This is a genomic window from uncultured Campylobacter sp., from assembly GCF_938018035.1.
Lineage (GTDB): Bacteria > Campylobacterota > Campylobacteria > Campylobacterales > Campylobacteraceae > Campylobacter_B.
The window spans coordinates 1-16,162 of record NZ_CALIJF010000202.1 but is presented as its reverse complement, the minus strand read 5'-3'; the positions used below and the strand labels follow the sequence as shown (position 1 = coordinate 16,162).

General features: G+C 46.7%; 16 protein-coding genes. All 16 read right to left on the bottom strand.

What is annotated here, in order from left to right; all coding sequences use genetic code 11:
• Nucleotides 1-973 (bottom strand): glycosyltransferase (locus Q0257_RS06270; RefSeq protein ID WP_298022987.1); only part of this gene is annotated, 973 nt, incomplete at its 3' end.
• Nucleotides 961-2,193, bottom strand: a complete 1,233-nt coding sequence (locus Q0257_RS06265) for a glycosyltransferase (protein WP_298022984.1) — start codon at nt 2,191-2,193, stop codon at nt 961-963. The genes Q0257_RS06265 and Q0257_RS06270, both read right to left, overlap by 13 nt.
• Complete coding sequence (locus Q0257_RS06260; protein WP_298022981.1) at nt 2,190-3,008, bottom strand: polysaccharide deacetylase family protein; 819 nt, start codon at nt 3,006-3,008, stop codon at nt 2,190-2,192. Before Q0257_RS06260 ends, Q0257_RS06265 begins: the two co-directional genes overlap by 4 nt.
• Nucleotides 3,005-4,192, bottom strand: coding sequence for an O-antigen ligase family protein (locus tag Q0257_RS06255; protein ID WP_298022978.1), 1,188 nt, complete (start codon nt 4,190-4,192; stop codon nt 3,005-3,007). The genes Q0257_RS06260 and Q0257_RS06255 overlap by 4 nt, the downstream gene beginning before the upstream one ends.
• Nucleotides 4,189-5,265 (bottom strand): glycosyltransferase family 4 protein, encoded by a 1,077-nt coding sequence (locus tag Q0257_RS06250; protein WP_298022976.1) that lies wholly within the window; start codon nt 5,263-5,265, stop codon nt 4,189-4,191. Before Q0257_RS06250 ends, Q0257_RS06255 begins: the two co-directional genes overlap by 4 nt.
• Complete coding sequence (locus tag Q0257_RS06245; protein ID WP_298022974.1) at nt 5,262-6,611, bottom strand: ELM1/GtrOC1 family putative glycosyltransferase; 1,350 nt, start codon at nt 6,609-6,611, stop codon at nt 5,262-5,264. Before Q0257_RS06245 ends, Q0257_RS06250 begins: the two co-directional genes overlap by 4 nt.
• Complete coding sequence (locus tag Q0257_RS06240; RefSeq protein WP_298022972.1) at nt 6,581-7,462, bottom strand: lysophospholipid acyltransferase family protein; 882 nt, start codon at nt 7,460-7,462, stop codon at nt 6,581-6,583. Before Q0257_RS06240 ends, Q0257_RS06245 begins: the two co-directional genes overlap by 31 nt.
• 59 nt (nt 7,463-7,521) lie before the next feature.
• The gene (mnmE, locus tag Q0257_RS06235) at nt 7,522-9,270 is read right to left on the bottom strand and encodes a tRNA uridine-5-carboxymethylaminomethyl(34) synthesis GTPase MnmE (protein ID WP_298022970.1); all 1,749 of its coding nucleotides are present in this window, start codon (nt 9,268-9,270) and stop codon (nt 7,522-7,524) included.
• 2 nt (nt 9,271-9,272) lie between these two features.
• On the bottom strand, nt 9,273-10,028 hold the full coding sequence (locus Q0257_RS06230) for a Jag N-terminal domain-containing protein (protein ID WP_298022967.1): 756 nt from the start codon (nt 10,026-10,028) through the stop codon (nt 9,273-9,275).
• Complete coding sequence (gene yidC / locus Q0257_RS06225; protein WP_298022964.1) at nt 10,025-11,668, bottom strand: membrane protein insertase YidC; 1,644 nt, start codon at nt 11,666-11,668, stop codon at nt 10,025-10,027. Before yidC ends, Q0257_RS06230 begins: the two co-directional genes overlap by 4 nt.
• On the bottom strand, nt 11,658-12,005 hold the full coding sequence (gene yidD / locus Q0257_RS06220) for a membrane protein insertion efficiency factor YidD (RefSeq protein WP_298022960.1): 348 nt from the start codon (nt 12,003-12,005) through the stop codon (nt 11,658-11,660). The genes yidC and yidD overlap by 11 nt, the downstream gene beginning before the upstream one ends.
• Entirely contained in the window at nt 12,002-12,310 is a 309-nt protein-coding gene (gene rnpA, locus Q0257_RS06215; protein ID WP_298022994.1) for a ribonuclease P protein component, read from the bottom strand. The genes yidD and rnpA overlap by 4 nt, the downstream gene beginning before the upstream one ends.
• A 14-nt stretch (nt 12,311-12,324) precedes the next feature.
• Nucleotides 12,325-12,459, bottom strand: coding sequence for a 50S ribosomal protein L34 (gene rpmH / locus Q0257_RS06210; protein ID WP_005873223.1), 135 nt, complete (start codon nt 12,457-12,459; stop codon nt 12,325-12,327).
• A gap of 75 nt (nt 12,460-12,534) precedes the next feature.
• Nucleotides 12,535-12,888: a hypothetical protein gene (locus Q0257_RS06205; RefSeq protein ID WP_298022957.1), complete on the bottom strand. Its 354-nt coding sequence runs from the start codon at nt 12,886-12,888 to the stop codon at nt 12,535-12,537.
• The gene (locus Q0257_RS06200) at nt 12,885-14,243 is read right to left on the bottom strand and encodes a TolC family protein (protein WP_005873225.1); all 1,359 of its coding nucleotides are present in this window, start codon (nt 14,241-14,243) and stop codon (nt 12,885-12,887) included. The genes Q0257_RS06205 and Q0257_RS06200 overlap by 4 nt, the downstream gene beginning before the upstream one ends.
• A gap of 13 nt (nt 14,244-14,256) precedes the next feature.
• Nucleotides 14,257-16,152, bottom strand: coding sequence for a MacB family efflux pump subunit (locus tag Q0257_RS06195; protein ID WP_298022990.1), 1,896 nt, complete (start codon nt 16,150-16,152; stop codon nt 14,257-14,259).
• Between the last annotated feature and the right edge of the window lie 10 nt (nt 16,153-16,162).

Below are 16,162 nucleotides of genomic sequence, written 5' to 3'. Positions count from 1 at the left end.
TAAATTTAGATACGCGCGTAGCATTTACGATTTCTAGCGCCCTAGCCCGCCCGTTTCTGCCGATAGCCTCGAAACTTCCGTTTTGCAAGCATTCTTTAATCTTGGCAAAACAATCCTCTACATCGCTAAAATATACGACATCGCACCCATCGATAAAAAGTCTATCCAAGCCCTTTATAGCGGGACTGAATGTGCAAACTCCGCACCCCATAAATTGAGCCATCCGATCGGATGAGTATAAAATTTTACTTTGATTCGGCTTCCAAACGCCGTCATCCGCATTAAAATTTATCGCTATTTTAGAGCGCGAAATTTCTTGCTGAAACCGCTCCCCAAATATAAAGGGCTCGCCTAAACTTCCGTAAATTTTAATTCCGATCCCCTCTTTGGCGCATAGTTGCTTTAGAGTCTCGATAAATTCCTTTCTGTTAGGCAGGTAGTCGTTGCCGATATAAAGGACGTCGTGACTCTTTTCCGACTCAAAATTTCTATCGAATGCGGCATCCGAGATATTGGGCATAAACGAAACCAAAGTATTTGGATTGCGGCGCGAAATTTCCGCCAGATCCGTGGCGTTGGTGCAAAAAAAGGCATCGGCTAGAGAAATTTTATTAAAATCGGCGCTATCGGCACTCCTTAAATCCGCATACCACTGGATTATTTTGATCTTCGGCAGTAGCTTTTTGATGCGGCTTAGAGTATCAAATTTTATCTTTTCGCCTTTACCGATTAGAAGCAGATCGGCGCCGATGTTTTCGCAGATACGCACGAGTTTGGCGTTCATTTTAGCTAACCCGCTATTTTTCAGCCCGCAAAAGCGCAGGCTCCGTTCCCAATCGCGGTAGCTAAAATCATAGACGAAGTGCCCGCCGCGAACTAGGCCGTGGCTAATCTTACGCTCCATGCCGTAGAAAAAACTGCCGTCGTCATATTCGTTAAAAATGCCGCAATGCACGATCTTTAGGCTTTGCATAACAGCTCCTCGTAGTAATTTTTAAGCGAGCTAATATAATTTTGCAGCGTCAAAGTTTGCTTAAGATCAGCGTGTTTTTGCGCAAAAGCCCGGGCGTATTTGCCGTAAGTGCGGTAAATTTCATCGATTTTAGCGCCCAGATCCGCCGCCTCGCATAAAAACTCCTCGTTTAAAATTTCCGAAATTCCACCCACGCGGGTAGAGATCAGCACGGGCGAATAAAAAATACCTTCGATCAAAATCACCGGAAAACCCTCCTTGCGCGAGCTGATGACGTGCAGGTGCGATGCGCTCAGAGCTGCCGCAACGTCATCGCAAAAGCCGCACAGCCGCACGCGGTCCTGCAAATTTAGCGAATCGATTAAATTTTGCAAATTTTGCCTCTCGCCGCCCTGCCCGTAAATTTTAAGCTCGAAATCAAATTTTAGCTCGCTTGCGGCGCGGATCAAAAGATCAAAACCCTTGATCTTATCGAGCCTGCCGACTGCAACGATACTAAATTTAAAATTTCCTGCCGCCGCGTTTGCGCCCTGTTGCAATATGAATACGCTGCCAGTTTTATTTTGCGATGCGTCCGCATCCAAAGCCCTATCTTGCGACACGCGTGCCCCGGTAAGCGTATCTTGCGACGCAAATACAGCGCCAGTCATATTTTGTGACGCGAACGTGCCGCCAGCCGAGTCGCCGCGCGCATCTTTTTTTCTCTCAAGCGCCCTATTTGCAGCGCCCTCCGCGCCCTTGCAGCGTGCGAAAATTTCATGATTTTCAAACTCCTGCCGCGGCTCTATACCGAAATATATCACCTTCGCGGCGTGATTTATCGTGGTTGCGACCTTGCGCGAGGCTGCGATGACGTTTCGCACGCGATCGAAAACGGGCGCTTTGCGGTCGTTGTGTTTGGTCGCAACGAGCTTAAGATTTAAAAATTTTTCGACCACGAAGCCGATCTGTGCGGCTTTGGCACCGTGCGAATGTAAAATTTCAAATCCGCCCGAGCGTAAAAACCGATAAATTTCAGCGAACAAAAACGGATTGTAACGCTTGTCGCGGCTTTTGTACTGATAAATTTGCACGCGAGCATCCAGACGCTGCAAAAACTCGCATCTAACAGGCACGATGAGCGCCGTCTGCTCGCTTTTGCAAAGCTCATTTAGCGAGTCGATTACGATCTTTTCGACGCCGCCGTAAAATCTGGAGCAGCAAAGATAGGCGATTTTCATCTATTTCTGCCCTTCTTCATCTTCAAAATGAAGCTAAAAAGCCCCTGCCTGCCGCTAACCATGATGCGCGGAATTTCAAAATTTGAGTAGTGAGGGCGCAACACGTCGTTTTGCGTCGTAACGGCGCAGCTAAATCCCGCCTCGCGCGCGCAGCACACGCTAATCTCGTCGTAAAAGCCGAACGGATAGGCAAAGGCGCTGCAAGAAATCTCAAATTTCGCCTCTATTTCGCGCTTTGATTCGCTCATCTGGCGCAGCTGCTCTTGCGCGTCCAGGCCAGGCAAATTTGCGTGATCGAGCGTATGCGAGCCGATCTCGATGAGCCCGCTTCGCAAAAGCTCGCGAACCTCCTCATCGCTTAGCATCTCCTCGCGATTTAGCTCGTCACTTGATTTTTTCAGATCCTTATCGGTCGCCCAATTCCCGTCAAAGCGCCGATTTACGATGAAAATCGTCGCCTTAAAGCCGTATTTTTGCAAAAGAGGCAGAGCGCCCGTAAGATTATCGCGGTATCCGTCGTCAAAGGTAATACAAACCGCCTTTGCAGGCTTCTCATTCAAACTCGCAAGCTCGCTTAGAGTATAGCTCGTAAAGCCGTTTTGCTTCAGCCACGCAAGCTGTTTTTCAAAAGCGGCGGGGGTTACGCGTAGGCGGTTGAATTTAGAAGCACGCTTTGGTAGATGCTCTCGGATCATATGATACATCAGCACGCGCGGATACTCGTAAGGCAGATCCTTCGCCCACCACGCAAAGCGCAGGCAAAACCACGCAAAAAGCGCTACCGCCGCAAAAGCCAAAACCGCCGCGTAGATCATCGCTCGATCCTCATGCGATAAGCCAAAAAGCTCAAAATCGTAGCCAGACTTAGCGTTTCTTTCGACAGATACGCGCCGTGATCGAACTGGCAATCTATCAAAAGATATATCAGAAGCGTGAGAACCCCAAACTGCCTGCTTTGGACGCACTCTTTAAAAACGCTAAATAGGATTGCGCCGTAAAAGATAAGCCCGAGCGCGCCGCTATAAAGTAAAATTTCTAAAAATAAATTATGCGGTGCGTTGTATTCGGGATGCTCAAGAACCGGGGAGCCCGGCAAATTTATATATGAGCCCAGTCCGTAGCCTAAGATAGGCTTTTGTTGCGCCATTTCTAAAATATAGCTCCAAATCACGGTCCTGCCTGAAGAATCGCCGCTAAATAGCGCGGCCAGCCTTTGCTCAAACGACGGCGAAAGCGCAAGCAAAACAGCAAAAATCGCGATAAAGCCTACCGTGAAAAGCAGGTATTTTTTGTTTAGGCTCTTTAAATTTAACGCGCCGTAAAACGCGAGCGCGCAGAACGCGCCGACCCACGCCGCTCTGGAAAATGAAAAGATCATAAAAAATGCAAACAAAAATAGAGCCGCAAATTTAAGCGCCAAAGGCCGCCGTATCGCCACCGCGCTAAGGCAGAGCCCAAAGCCCATAAAAAGCCCTAAGATATTGCGATTAGAAAGCGATCCGCTAAGACCACCGCGACCGGTGCTGCTTGAAAAGGTGATCGCATCGGGGCTGCTTACAAACTGATAGATCGCGCTTGCCGCTAAAATTCCAAGCCCTACGAACAGAAAGGCAAAAACGGCGTTCTGATCAAAAAATTTAAGCTTGTAAAAATAACAAAGCACCAAAAATATCGCGCCGTATCGAAGCACGAAAAATAGCGTGCTCTGCCATGCTTTTTTTGAGATAACAGCCTCGTTTAGGAGGTTTGAGATCGCTAGCGTCGCGACGACGCAGACGAAGCAGATCGCGATAAATCGCGTTTTTTTCAAAATTTCGCTTAGTGTTGCGTAGTTTTTAAAATACAATAGATGCGCCAAAAAGAGTAAATTTAGCGCCGCAAATGAGATCTGATAGACCGCGTTTTTAAAAAACAGCGACGCGCACCAAAGAAGCAGCAGCGTTAAAAATGTGATCCTCCAGCCGCTAGGCGCGCCGTTTTCGTAAAAAAATTTTTTCATATTAAACTCTCATAAACCTTTATCGTTTTTTCTACCATCTGCTCTAGGCTGAAGTTTTGCAAAACATAGCCGTAGCCGTCAAATTTCAGCTCGCGCGCGGGAGCAAATAGCCCCGCTAACGCCTGCGCGTCGCCCACGTCAAAAAAATAACCGTTTTCGCCCTCTCTCACGATATCCAGCGCGCCGCCGTGGCGGGTCGCGATCACCGGGCAGTTGAGCGCGATCGCCTCAGCCATCGAGCGCCCGAAGCTCTCGGGCTTGCTTGAAGCGCTTACCGTGACCGACGAGAGCGAGTAAATCTCGGCCACCTTGCTCTGCGAACCCGTAAAAATTACGCGCTCGTCCAGGCCAAGCTCAGCTACGAGCGATTTTAGCTCGGAAAAATACTCGTCGCGATCCGCTCTCGCGCCGCCTACGATCAAAATTTTAAGCTTTTGTTCACTTGCTAAAGCCGCGGCACGAATCAGGGTTTTGTAATCCTTAATCTGCGTGATGCGCCCAACGCCCGAGACGATGAAATCATCCTGCGCGAGGTTAAAATTCTGTCTAAATTCCGCGATAAAGCGCTCGTCTAAATTTTTGGGATTAAATTTTACTAGATCGATGCCGCGCGGAATGATCGTGATCTTGGCCGCATCCGCGCCGTAGCTTCGCACCACGTGATCGCGCGCATAGCCGCTAGGACAGATGATCGCGTCCGCATCCGTCATGATTTTGCTGTAGAAATTTACGGAATTTATCCCATGCACGGTGCTTACGATCTTTGCTTCGGGGCGGGCAAATTTAACCAGCCACGCCGGCACGCGGGAGCGGACATGCACGATGTCGGGAGCGATCTCGCTTAAAATTTTACGTAGCTTTAAAACGCGCGCCGGAGCGCTTAAGATATTTTTAGAGCAAACGTCGAGCTGCACGTGCACGCCGCCCTCGTTTTCTATCTCGGGCGCCAATTTGCCGCCGTTACTGATAACGAAATTTTCGATGCCGCGCCGTGCAAACTCTCTATTTAGCTCGACTACGCCGCGCTCGACGCCGCCTTCGTTCAGCTCTGGCAGGATTTGCACAACCCTCATATTTTTATCTCCCTCACAAACGCCTTCAGATCGTACTTTGCGGTCTTTTTTAGCGCTTCATCGTAGCGCCTAGCATGACCCGTAGAAACGAGAGCGCTTATAAAATCGTCAAATTTATTATGAGCGTCTTTGCGCTTTAGGTTCAAAATAGCTACGCTCGCGCTCCCGTTAGATACGGCCTCGCTTATCATCGAAACGCTATCCTCGCTGATAAAAACCCATTCGCACTGCGCCAAAAAATCGCCGATCGGATTTACGGGCTCGCGGCTATAAATCACGCTGTAATCCCAGCCGAGTTTTTCTAGCGCGCTCTCGGTAGCCCGCGGCGTGCGCGGAGAGGTCGTTAGCGCAAACTCGCAGTCCGCAAACTGCGTCCTTACGCCCACGATCTGCTTTAAAATTTCATCCCCCATCTCAAAGCAGGAATTCGGCCCGCCGATGATAAATCCGATGGATTTGCGCTGCGGCTTATACAGCCCCTGCGAGCGCGAAAAGCTAAGCGAGACGGGCGAAATTTTAAGGTTCGCACTCGGCATCGGGCGATCATGCGCGCCTGCGATGATGACGCTAAAATCCTTGCGGTAGCCCTTCGGGTACATTAGTGCTATACTCGGCTTTGCGTATCTGCGCGCGTAAAATTTTAGCGCGTAATAGCTCGTAGAGCCCGCGCCTACAAATAGATCGAAATTTGCGAAATTTAAATTGCGATCTGCTGAGGCATCTAAATTTGCGCTATCTGATGCAGCGGGGCTATTTAAAGAGGTATTATTTAAATTTGATCCGTTTTTACGGTCCGCCGCCGTGCCACTCCCGCCAAGATCGCACTTAAAAATTTTAAAATAAAGCCCAAAAAAATCAAGCGCGTAGGAGCAGAGTTTAAGAAGCTTGTTTGCGTAAGCGATCTTGTAAATGCAAAACTCAAGCCCTTTTAGCTCGCAAAATGCGATACTTTGGTTCTCGTGCCCCTTGCGGCCGTCGCTTAAGATGAGCGCTTTTCGATGCGGATTTTTTGGGGCGGACGGATTTGCAGCGGAGTTTTCGCTGTTTAAATTTAATGACCCGCCGCCTGCGTGCCACGCGTAATCTGAGGCACCCGATCTTAAATTTTTATCACTAAAGCTTTCACGCCGCAAAGCACAAGAAGAGCCACCGCAAAACGATATAAAATTTTTGAAATCCGAATTTTTGCTCTCTCGCGCGGCGGCGCCTAAATTTACGACGCTTTGCTCTTTTGCAAAAAGGCGCAAGCCCTGCGGAGCGGATAAATTTCTTATGACGCCCTGTTTGCTCTCGCCTCTTGAAATTTGCCGCGCCATCAGTCCATCTTCCATCGTTTGTGTATCCAAAACCACTGCTGCGGCGCGGTTCGCACGACCTCTTCGAAAATGTCGTTGCACTTTTGCGTGATAAACAGCTCGGCTTCGTCCTTATTTAGCCCTTCAGGTAGCGGCGGGAAATCCTTGATCACGATCTCGTAGCGATTATCCTCTCCGCGGCGCGCAAAAATTGGTATCAGCACGGGGCGAAATTTCAAATAAAGTGACGCGATAGTCTTCGTGGTGTAGCACTGCCGTCCAAAAAAGGTCGTAAGCAGGCTGTTTTTAGGGCCTGGCTTTTGATCGGGCAGAATGCCTACGTTGCGCCCCTGCTTTAGCGCCTGCACGAGCCTGCGCATCGCATCGTCCTTGTAAATGAGGTCATTGCCGTAGCGCTCGCGAAACGGCGCTACGAGCCGCTCTTCGATCAGCTCGTTATCGCTGCGACGCCCGACTACCGAGACAGGGAAGCCATTGGCGCCGAAAAAATTAGCTAGAATTTCCCAATTTCCAAAATGCGCCGTAAAAAATAAAATCCCGTGCGGATTATCACCTTTTAGCTCTCGGACGCGCTCTAGCGCCTGCTCGCCGTTTGAAATCAGATCATCAAATTTTAGTCTGCCATTGTAAAATAAAAGCGTGTCGGTAAGCGTCCTAGCGATACTGCGAAAATTCTCGATCGCAAGAGCGTGAAGCTCACTTTCGCTTTTTTGCGGATAGGCGGCGCGAAGGTTATCCTGCGCGACTTTAACGCGCCTGCTAAGCTTCCACGATGCAAAAAGTGCGAGCTTATCGAAAAATGCGAATATGAAGCTTTTCGGCGCGAATTTTGCAAATTTTATCAGACCCAGCGCCAAAAAATATTGGATTTTTTCCTTCATAAAGACCTCGTTTTAAATGCGAGATTATATTGAATTTTGGCTAATTAGTAGCTAAAACGCTATTTGCCGAGGCAAAAATTGCTAAACATTTCGTCTAAAATTTCATCTCGCTCAAATGGACGCGAAATACGTGCAATCGCCTCAATCGCGCGATTTATCTCAAATGCAAAAAGCTCAAGTTCGCCGCAAGCCAGGCGCTCGCTCGCATTTTTAAGAGCCGCAAGCGCGCTCTCGCAAGATAGAATTTGCCGCTCATTGCTTAGCATAAGGCCATCGAAATTTTGAGAATTTAAGTAGCTCTCAAGCGCGGTTAAAATTTTATCCACGCCCTCATTTGCAGAAATTTCAAGTGGCGCAAAAATGGAATTTGCTTGGGTATTTTGCCTAACGGGATTTATTGCAGAGCTACTAGGCGCGATGGAATTTGCAGAATTTTGTTTGGAATCATCTTTCGTAAAATTCCCCGCAGCACAGCTTGCAGTAACGCGCTCGGTATTTGGCGACGCTAGTCCCGCTTTTGCGGCAAAATTCTGTTCCTTTGGATTTATGGAATTCGCAAGAGCTATTTGGCTTGTAGGCGCGGAATTTGTGGAAGTAGAATTTTGCGCGTTTAAGTCACGCTTTAAATTTTTAGCTTTTAAATTCTGCGCGCAGGAATTTAAAGAAGCATCGCAAGTCCGACCTTGCTTTAAATTTTCGGCTGTGAAATTCTCTGATATGGGATTTTCGGCTGCGAAATTTTTTTCAGAAAAAGCCTCTAAATCCTCGTCAAGATCCTCCGCGCTAGGATGAAATTTACGCGGCAAGTCGCATTTATTTAAAATGTAGATGATTTTTTTCTCTTTTTGTTCGCGCAGTATTTTTAGGATCTGCGCGTCCTCAGCATCCCATTCGCGACTTGCGTCAAACACTGCCAAAATCACGTCTGCCTCGCTTGCAGCGCGAAGCGAATATGAAATGCCGATACTTTCAAGCTTTGAGCCGCTGTGTCTGATACCTGCGGTATCGACTATACGGATTAGATGAGTGCCTATTTGCAAGCTTTCTTCGATAAGATCGCGCGTAGTGCCCGCTTCGTCGCTCACGATAGCGCGACTAAAGCTCAGCATAGAATTTAAAATGCTTGATTTACCGACATTGGGCTTACCTACGATCGCCACCTTAAAGCCCTCGATCAACCCCTTGCGACTGCGGCTTATGCGGGTGATTTTTCCCAGGCTTTTTATATTTTCATCCAGCATCTTTTGCGAGCTTTGCAGCACATCTGCGGGCAGATCGTCCTCTGCGTAGTCGATGCAAACCTCGACAAAAGCTAGCGTCTTAACCAGAGCCGCGCGCAGATTTGCGACGAAGTCTGCTAGCTCGCCGCGCAGGTTTCTAGCTAAAATTTTAGCCGCACTTTGCGAGCGCGAATTAATCAGATCGCTTATGGCTTCGGCTTTACTAAGATCCATTTTGCCGTTTAAAAACGCTCGCTTACTAAACTCGCCCGGATTTGCTATGCGCGCGCCCAGAGCCAGCGCGGCATCTAACGCCAAGGACGAAGCCGTAAAGCCGCCATGGGTCTGCACTTCTACGACATCTTCGCCGGTAAAACTATGCGGAGCTTTAAAATATATCAAAATCGCCTCGCCGAACGCTTCGCCACTCGCGTCAAAAAGATTCACAAGCGTAGCATAGCGAGGTCGCAAAGAGCTGCGATGCGAAAGGCTTAGAGCGATAGATAGCGCTTCCTCGCCTGAAATTCTAACTATGCAAATTCCGCCGATGCCGTGAGCCGTAGCGATAGCGGCGATAGTCTCGCTCACGATTAGCTTTTTTCGTCTACGATGACGATTTTGCCGCTACGCGTGGATTTGATACCCACGAAACGATCCGGATATGCTTGTTTTAGCTTGTCGGCTACGATTTTGATAAATGCGCCATCAAAAGCCTTCGTGACGATACGCTCATTTCCGGAGCGTTCCACGAGCGCATTTACATAAGAATCGATAAATCGTTCTTGATTTTGTAAAAATTCCGCGATTTCAAAAACCACAGCAAGATCGTATCTGATGCTGATCCAGTTGTAAATCATATACGAAAGTGCCTTGTAGCGGTGCCCCTCTTTGCCTATCAAAAGCGCGCTATCCTCGCCTTGTAGCTTGATATAGACGGTATTTTCGTCGATTTTGCTAACATCGCTAACTTCGATATTAAACTCGCTTGATCTGAAAAGTGCAGATAGCTTTTCTTTGATATCGGATAAAATTTCATCCGTCACAACGCCCTTTTGCTTTTCTTTGCGATGTTTAGAATGCGTGGTGCGAGGACTTTGAAACTCTGATTTGTCGCCCTGCCTTCTCTCTGCTTTGCCGACTTTATTTTGCGGGGCGTTAAGTTCCGGATTTTCGCTAAATTTCTCCCCTTCCAAAACCGCTTCTATTACGGCATTTTTCTTAAAAAAGCCCAAAAATCCACCGCTTGGATGCTGCAGCACGCGCACATTAAGTTGCGTTACTGAACATTCCAGCTCAGCTGCTGCTTTATTATATGCGTCTTTTAAATTTTCTGCTTCAATTATCATGATTTTTTCTCCGCTATTTGAGCTTGTTTATGCCTAGCAAAGGCTTTATTAATGACGTATTGCTGGATAATGGAGCAGAAGTTATTGACCGTCCAGTATAACGTAAGACCAGCAGGGAACATCACAAAAAATACCGTAAAAATGAGCGGTAAGAATTTCATCATCTTCTCTTGCATCGGATCGGTAAATGTAGTCGGCGTAATCTTTTGCTGTAAAAACATCAAAATTCCCATCGTAATCGGCAGGATGTAATATGGATCTTTAAGTGACAGATCGTGGATCCACAGCGCCCACTCCGCGCCCTTTAGCTCGATCGCATTAAGTAGCACGCGGTAGATCGCGAAAAATACCGGTATCTGAAGCAGGATCGGCAAGCAGCCGCCCATCGGATTGGCGCCGTTTTTCTTATACAGATCCATCATATGCATCTGCAGCTTCTGCTTATCGTCCTTATATTTCTCCTGAAGCTCCTTCATCTTAGGTGCCAGATCTTTTAGCTTATTCATAGATAGCATTCCCTTGTAACTTAGCGGAAATAAGATTAGGCGGATGATGAGCGTAAGCACGACGATCGACCAGCCCCAGTTACCGATATAGCCGTGCAACCAGTTTAGAAATTTAAACATCGGGCGGGCGATGAAGGTAAACCAGCCGTATTCGATAATGTGCGTAAGAGCAGGATTTATCGAGTTTAGCGTCGCATGATCTTTCGCGCCGATATAGCCCGTAAGACTAAGATCACCGTCTGAGCCTATGAAAACCTGCGAAATTTTATCTGCGTCAGTCACGGTCGCATTCAGGCTCTCTCCGTAAAATAGCGTCGTATAATAGCGATCGGAGCTTGCAGCGATATTTGCCCCACTTATTCGCTCATTTTTATCCACATCGCCATCTTTAAAAATTTCTACGCTTTCGTTTATAGCCTGCGAGCCCGTAAAAAATGAAGCGATTTTATCTGAAATTCCAGCTTCGCCCGGTTTTCCTACGATGACGCCGTGAACCGTATAGCTATCTACTTCTACGTTCGGACGCGAGCCAGGGCTGATGAAATAACGCGCATTGCCGCTTAACTTCAGATCCAATTTATAACTACCATTTGGATAAAAGGTAAGAATTTTATTTATGCTAACGGCGCCTAGACTTTGACTTAACGTAACGCTAGCCTCTCCATTTCGTGCGTCAAGCTCATTAGATGAGGCGCTGTAAGGAGTATCGAAAGCCATCGCATTCAACGCCGTGTCCTCGAAGCGCATCTCAAGCGGTTTAGAATGCGATTTAGGATCGATCAAATTTATCGCATCGCCGTTTTCGTCACGGAATTTAGCATCATTTAGCACATACGAGCTTATGCGACCGAGCCCGTCGATCGTGAAATTTGCTTCTTTGCCAACCACGCGCACTAACGGTGCAGAGATGGAATTTGTGGTATTTAAATTCGCTCCCTGCGCGCTCACGCCAGCGGCGGTAGTTTGCGGAGCGGACTTGGCGGCATTTTTTTGCGCGATTTGCGTCGCGGTTGCGTTTGCCTCCATTGCGGCGCGAATTTTTGATAAATAAAAATGATCGTAAGCTACAAAAAATATGAGCGCAGTTGCTATTGCGATAGCAAGGCGCTTTGATTGAGGAAGTTTATCTAGCACTATTTTCTCCTAGTCGTATGACGTAATATCTATTTTTTTTATATGGTATGAACCAAAGCTTAAATTTATCCACAGAGGCATTGCTGCTGCGGATTTTAGAAAATACGCAAAATTTGAAATTTCGCGCGATTATCGGATAATCTATGCCACCGCTAAAGAGCGGATTGCATCTTAAAATTCTAGCCGTTACAGCGCAGAGCGCGCCAAAGACGCCGTTAAACTTAAACTCATAAAGCGCGTATTCCGAACAGCTCGGATAATAACGGCAACAGCGCGGTAGCAAAGGCGAAATAAATTTTCGATAAAACCCGATCGCAGCTATAAAAAATCTCTTCATTTTACTGCGCCGATCTTTTTAAACGCCCATTTTAAATTTCGCTCGATGTCTTCAAAGCTCATATCTATGATCTGCTTTTTTGCGATTAATATAAAAATTCCGCTAACAATGGCGTCTTTTTGATTATAAAACGCTGCGCGCAAACGTCTTTTAGCGTAATTTCGCGTAACTGAATTGCCTATTTTTTTACTGGCGACTGCGCTAAATTTACGCTGCTCGCTAGCCAAAAAATACACAACAGCGCATTCGCAATGCCACTTTGCCGCACTTTTATAAACCTCCGAAAAAACCCTGCTATCGCTTATCGCAGCAAATTCGCCTACGCAGCCAATCTTCTTCTGCCTTTAGCGCGTCTTGCGCTTAAAACTCTGCGGCCGTTTTTTGTTTTCATACGGACGCGAAAGCCGTGAGTACGCTTTTTAGGGGTATTGTGGGGTTGGTACGTTCTTTTCATAACTGTTCCTTTAAGAAAATGTAAAGCGGAGATTTTATAGAAACTTTACTTAAAAACCGATAAACAAAAGCAGCCCTAGCGCCGATAAGCGTCGCCTTGCAGCTTTTTACGGCGCAGTTTTAAGTCCTTCTCATTTTTATTGTTTCGCTCCTTGATGTCTTGCATCGGCTGTTTTTTCATCGAAAAATCATCGTGGTCGCCTACGCCTTTTGATTCACGTTGCAAATTATTTTGCAGGCTTTGCCTATCTAATTCATTTTTTTGACGATTTAGCATAATTTCATTATGGTTTTTCTCAAATTCTGATTGTTTATCGTTCGCAACGTAAGCGCTGGCACCAAAGCTTACTGAGTCATCTTGCGCGCTTAGTGCCGTGCAATCAGCAAATATCGCGCCGCAAAGCAGCCAAAATATCAAAGCCTTTTTCATTTGCGTTTAAATTTACCTGCCATCGCGCGATAGATCGCCGCCTCATTTTGCAGCGTCAAATATCTTTGATTTAGCTCGTTTATCTTAGCGTTTACGGCGTCGGTGCGGGCTTCTAGCATATCCTTTAGCTCGCTTGAGCCTGCTTCGTATTTCGCAGCGTAAAGATCGGCGATACGCGCCTTTTCATCGTAAGCGGCACTTAAATTTTTAAGGCTAGCCAGATTGATCTGGTAAATTCTATATAAATTTAGCACCTCATTCGTAGCGTTAGAGAGCGTCTGTTCATAATTTACGACGTTTTTGCGAAAAGCGATCTCCGAAATTTTAAGGCGGTTTTCAACCCTCGCATAATCCAAAAACGGCAGACTTATGCTTACGTTGCCGCTTAAAAAATTTAGCTTGAAACTATCGTTAGCGCTCACGCCTTGCCCGTTAGTAAGCCCTGCGCCCAAATTCACGCTAGGAAAGAAATTTAACTTAGCGGTCTGTTCATCATAAAAACTGGAATTTAACCTAGCGATCGCAGCTCTAATGTCGGGACGGTTAGCAAGCGCCGTGTAAGGCACATTTAGATCAACGCCTTGGAATTCTATGGAATTTATCGAATCGGTGTTATCATCAAATTGCAAGCTGGAGGAGATGAGATTTCTCATATATTTATGATTATCCTCGATATTTTTTTGGATGCTTAAGACCTTGTTTTCAAGCCCTAGGATAGAATTTTGAATCTGCCTGTAATCTAGCTGCTCGGACTTGCCGTAATCGTATTTTGCCTTGATTATTTTTTCGATCTCTCGGTAATCGCTTAAATTTTGTTTAGTCCATTTTAGCGAATCGTTTAGATAAAGCATCTCGAAGTATCCGCTTACGACGGAATTTATAAGCGTCAAGCGGGTATTTTCGAGATCAAACTCGCTAGCTTTAGCGTTCCAGCCCTCGGCATTTACCGCCGAGCGGATCTTGCCGAAAAGATCAAGCTCATAGCTTACGTTAAAGCCCGAACTATAGGTTTTGTTCCAGTTCGAGCCGGTGCTTATGTCGCGATTAGCGCCCGCACTCCACGAGCTACTTAGCGTAGGAAAAAGATCAGCCCTACTTAGCCCTAAATTTGCATAAGCACTCTCAACATTTAAAGCCGCTGTTTTTAGATCGTAGTTATTCGCAAGGGCTTGATCTACAAGCTTATTTAAGTATGATTCGCCATATTTTTTATACCACAGCGTATCGATTTCATAGCTTGCATTTTCGTCCTTGAAATGCTCTACAGGCTTAAATTCGACCTCACTTTGATTTGAGGCACAACCGCCGATAAAAACAGCTAAAACGCCGCTTAAAATTACTTTGGAATTTATCATTTTCTCTCCTTGTTTATTCTTGTGCTAAAGCATCTATCGGATTTAATCTGCTGGCGTTTCTTGCCGGCAGATAGCCAAAAACTATGCCGATCGCGGACGATGCCGCAAAGGCGATCACGAAAGGTGCGGTAGTAAATTTCATCGCAAAATCTGGGCTTATGGTATTAAACGCAAATCCAAGCGCCAAAGCGATTAAAATTCCTAAAGCTCCGCCGAGCGAGCAAAGCAAGATCGCCTCTATCAAAAACTGCTGCAAGATATTGGATTGCTTCGCGCCGATCGCCATTCTGATGCCGATCTCGCGCGTGCGCTCGGTAACGCTTACGAGCATGATATTCATCACGCCGATGCCGCCGACGACGAGCGAGATAACCGCAATCGATGAGATCAAAATCGTCATCGTGCCGGTAGTGCTTTGTATTGTTTGTTTGATAGTATCTGCGTTCATCGTATGAAAATCCCGCGAGCCGTGTCTTTGGATAAGTAGCTGAGTTAGGCTCTCTTCGGCCACTTGAGTATTGACATCGTCTTTTATTTTGATGGTGATAGAGCTGATTTTTCGATTGCCCGTGATTTTATTCATCACGGTTGAGTACGGCGCGTAAATTCTTAAATTTTCGTTGCTTCCGAAGGCGTTCTTGTCCTTGCCCGAAACTCCTATGATCTTAAGTGGCTTACCCGAAAATAAAATCGTCTTGCCGATCGGATCGGAATTTTTAAAAAATGTTTTTTTAGTGTTTGGATCGATAATCGCGACGGAGGCAGAATTTTTAATATCATCGTCGCTAAAATTTCTACCATCTTTTATATCTATGCCATTAACCGCCAAAGAATTCACGCCACCACCGCGCAGTTGAGCCTTGGAGCTTAAATTCGCATATGTTGCCGTACCGCTTGCAGAAGCATTTGGTGTGGCATAATCGACGTAGGGCTGGCGCGCCAAAACTTTAGAATCGCTTATTGTAAGGGTGCTCACGAAGCCCGCACGCACGTCGCCGAAATTTTTACCGGGAAAGATATCGATCGTATTGGTGCCAATTTTACGGATCTCGGATAAAATTTTCTCCTCCGAACCCTTACCGAGAGCTACTACGCAGATAACAGACGCAATGCCGATGATGATGCCTAGCATCGTCAAAATTGATCTTAGTTTATGCGAAAATATCGCGCTAATGGACATTTTAAAGCTTTCGATGAGCTGATCTTTGCAAAATATAAAGGAATTTTTCGTTTTAATCTCCTCTTTTTTGCGCTCAAAAACCCGCTCCGCTTTTCTTTTATCGCTTAAAATTCTGCCGTCTTTGATCTCGATGATACGATCCGCAAATTCCGCAATATGCGCGTCATGCGTGACTATGATGATGGTGTGGCCCTCTTTGTGCAGTGCCGTTAAAATTTGCATCACCGTCTCGCCGCTTTTGCTATCAAGCGCGCCGGTGGGCTCGTCGGCCAAAATCACTTCGCCGCCGTTTATCAGAGCGCGGGCAATACTTACGCGCTGCTGCTGCCCGCCGCTAAGTTTGCTCGGTAAATTTTTGGTGCGATCGCCAAGCTCCAGCTTATTTAAAAGCTCTACCGCTCGTTTCGTCCGTTCGCTCGCCCCCACGCCCGCATAAACCGCAGGTAGCGAGACGTTTGCGGTCGCGTCCATCGTGGCGATGAGATTATATTTTTGAAAAACGAAGCCAAATTTCTTACTTCTAAGTGCCGCAAGCTCGTCGCCGCTTAAATTCGCGGTCTCGCGACCTTCGATCTTATGGCTTCCGCTACTTGGCGTATCGATGCAGCCGATTATATTCATCAGCGTCGATTTTCCGCTTCCGGATTGCCCGATTATCGATATAAACTCGCCCGCTTCGATATTTAAGCTTACGTCCTTTAGTACGTGGATTTCGTTATCGCCGAGAATGAATTTTTTG

Coding starts and splice junctions, on each gene's coding strand:
- Q0257_RS06240 (WP_298022972.1), bottom strand. CDS start 7,462: ATGAAGGAAAAAATCCAATATTTTTTGGCGCTGGGTCTGATAAAATTT.
- Q0257_RS06250 (WP_298022976.1), bottom strand. CDS start 5,265: ATGAGGGTTGTGCAAATCCTGCCAGAGCTGAACGAAGGCGGCGTCGAG.
- Q0257_RS06255 (WP_298022978.1), bottom strand. CDS start 4,192: ATGAAAAAATTTTTTTACGAAAACGGCGCGCCTAGCGGCTGGAGGATC.
- Q0257_RS06230 (WP_298022967.1), bottom strand. CDS start 10,028: ATGATAATTGAAGCAGAAAATTTAAAAGACGCATATAATAAAGCAGCA.
- Q0257_RS06205 (WP_298022957.1), bottom strand. CDS start 12,888: ATGAAAAAGGCTTTGATATTTTGGCTGCTTTGCGGCGCGATATTTGCT.
- Q0257_RS06260 (WP_298022981.1), bottom strand. CDS start 3,008: ATGATCTACGCGGCGGTTTTGGCTTTTGCGGCGGTAGCGCTTTTTGCG.
- Q0257_RS06200 (WP_005873225.1), bottom strand. CDS start 14,243: ATGATAAATTCCAAAGTAATTTTAAGCGGCGTTTTAGCTGTTTTTATC.
- yidD (WP_298022960.1), bottom strand. CDS start 12,005: ATGAAGAGATTTTTTATAGCTGCGATCGGGTTTTATCGAAAATTTATT.
- rpmH (WP_005873223.1), bottom strand. CDS start 12,459: ATGAAAAGAACGTACCAACCCCACAATACCCCTAAAAAGCGTACTCAC.
- Q0257_RS06265 (WP_298022984.1), bottom strand. CDS start 2,193: ATGAAAATCGCCTATCTTTGCTGCTCCAGATTTTACGGCGGCGTCGAA.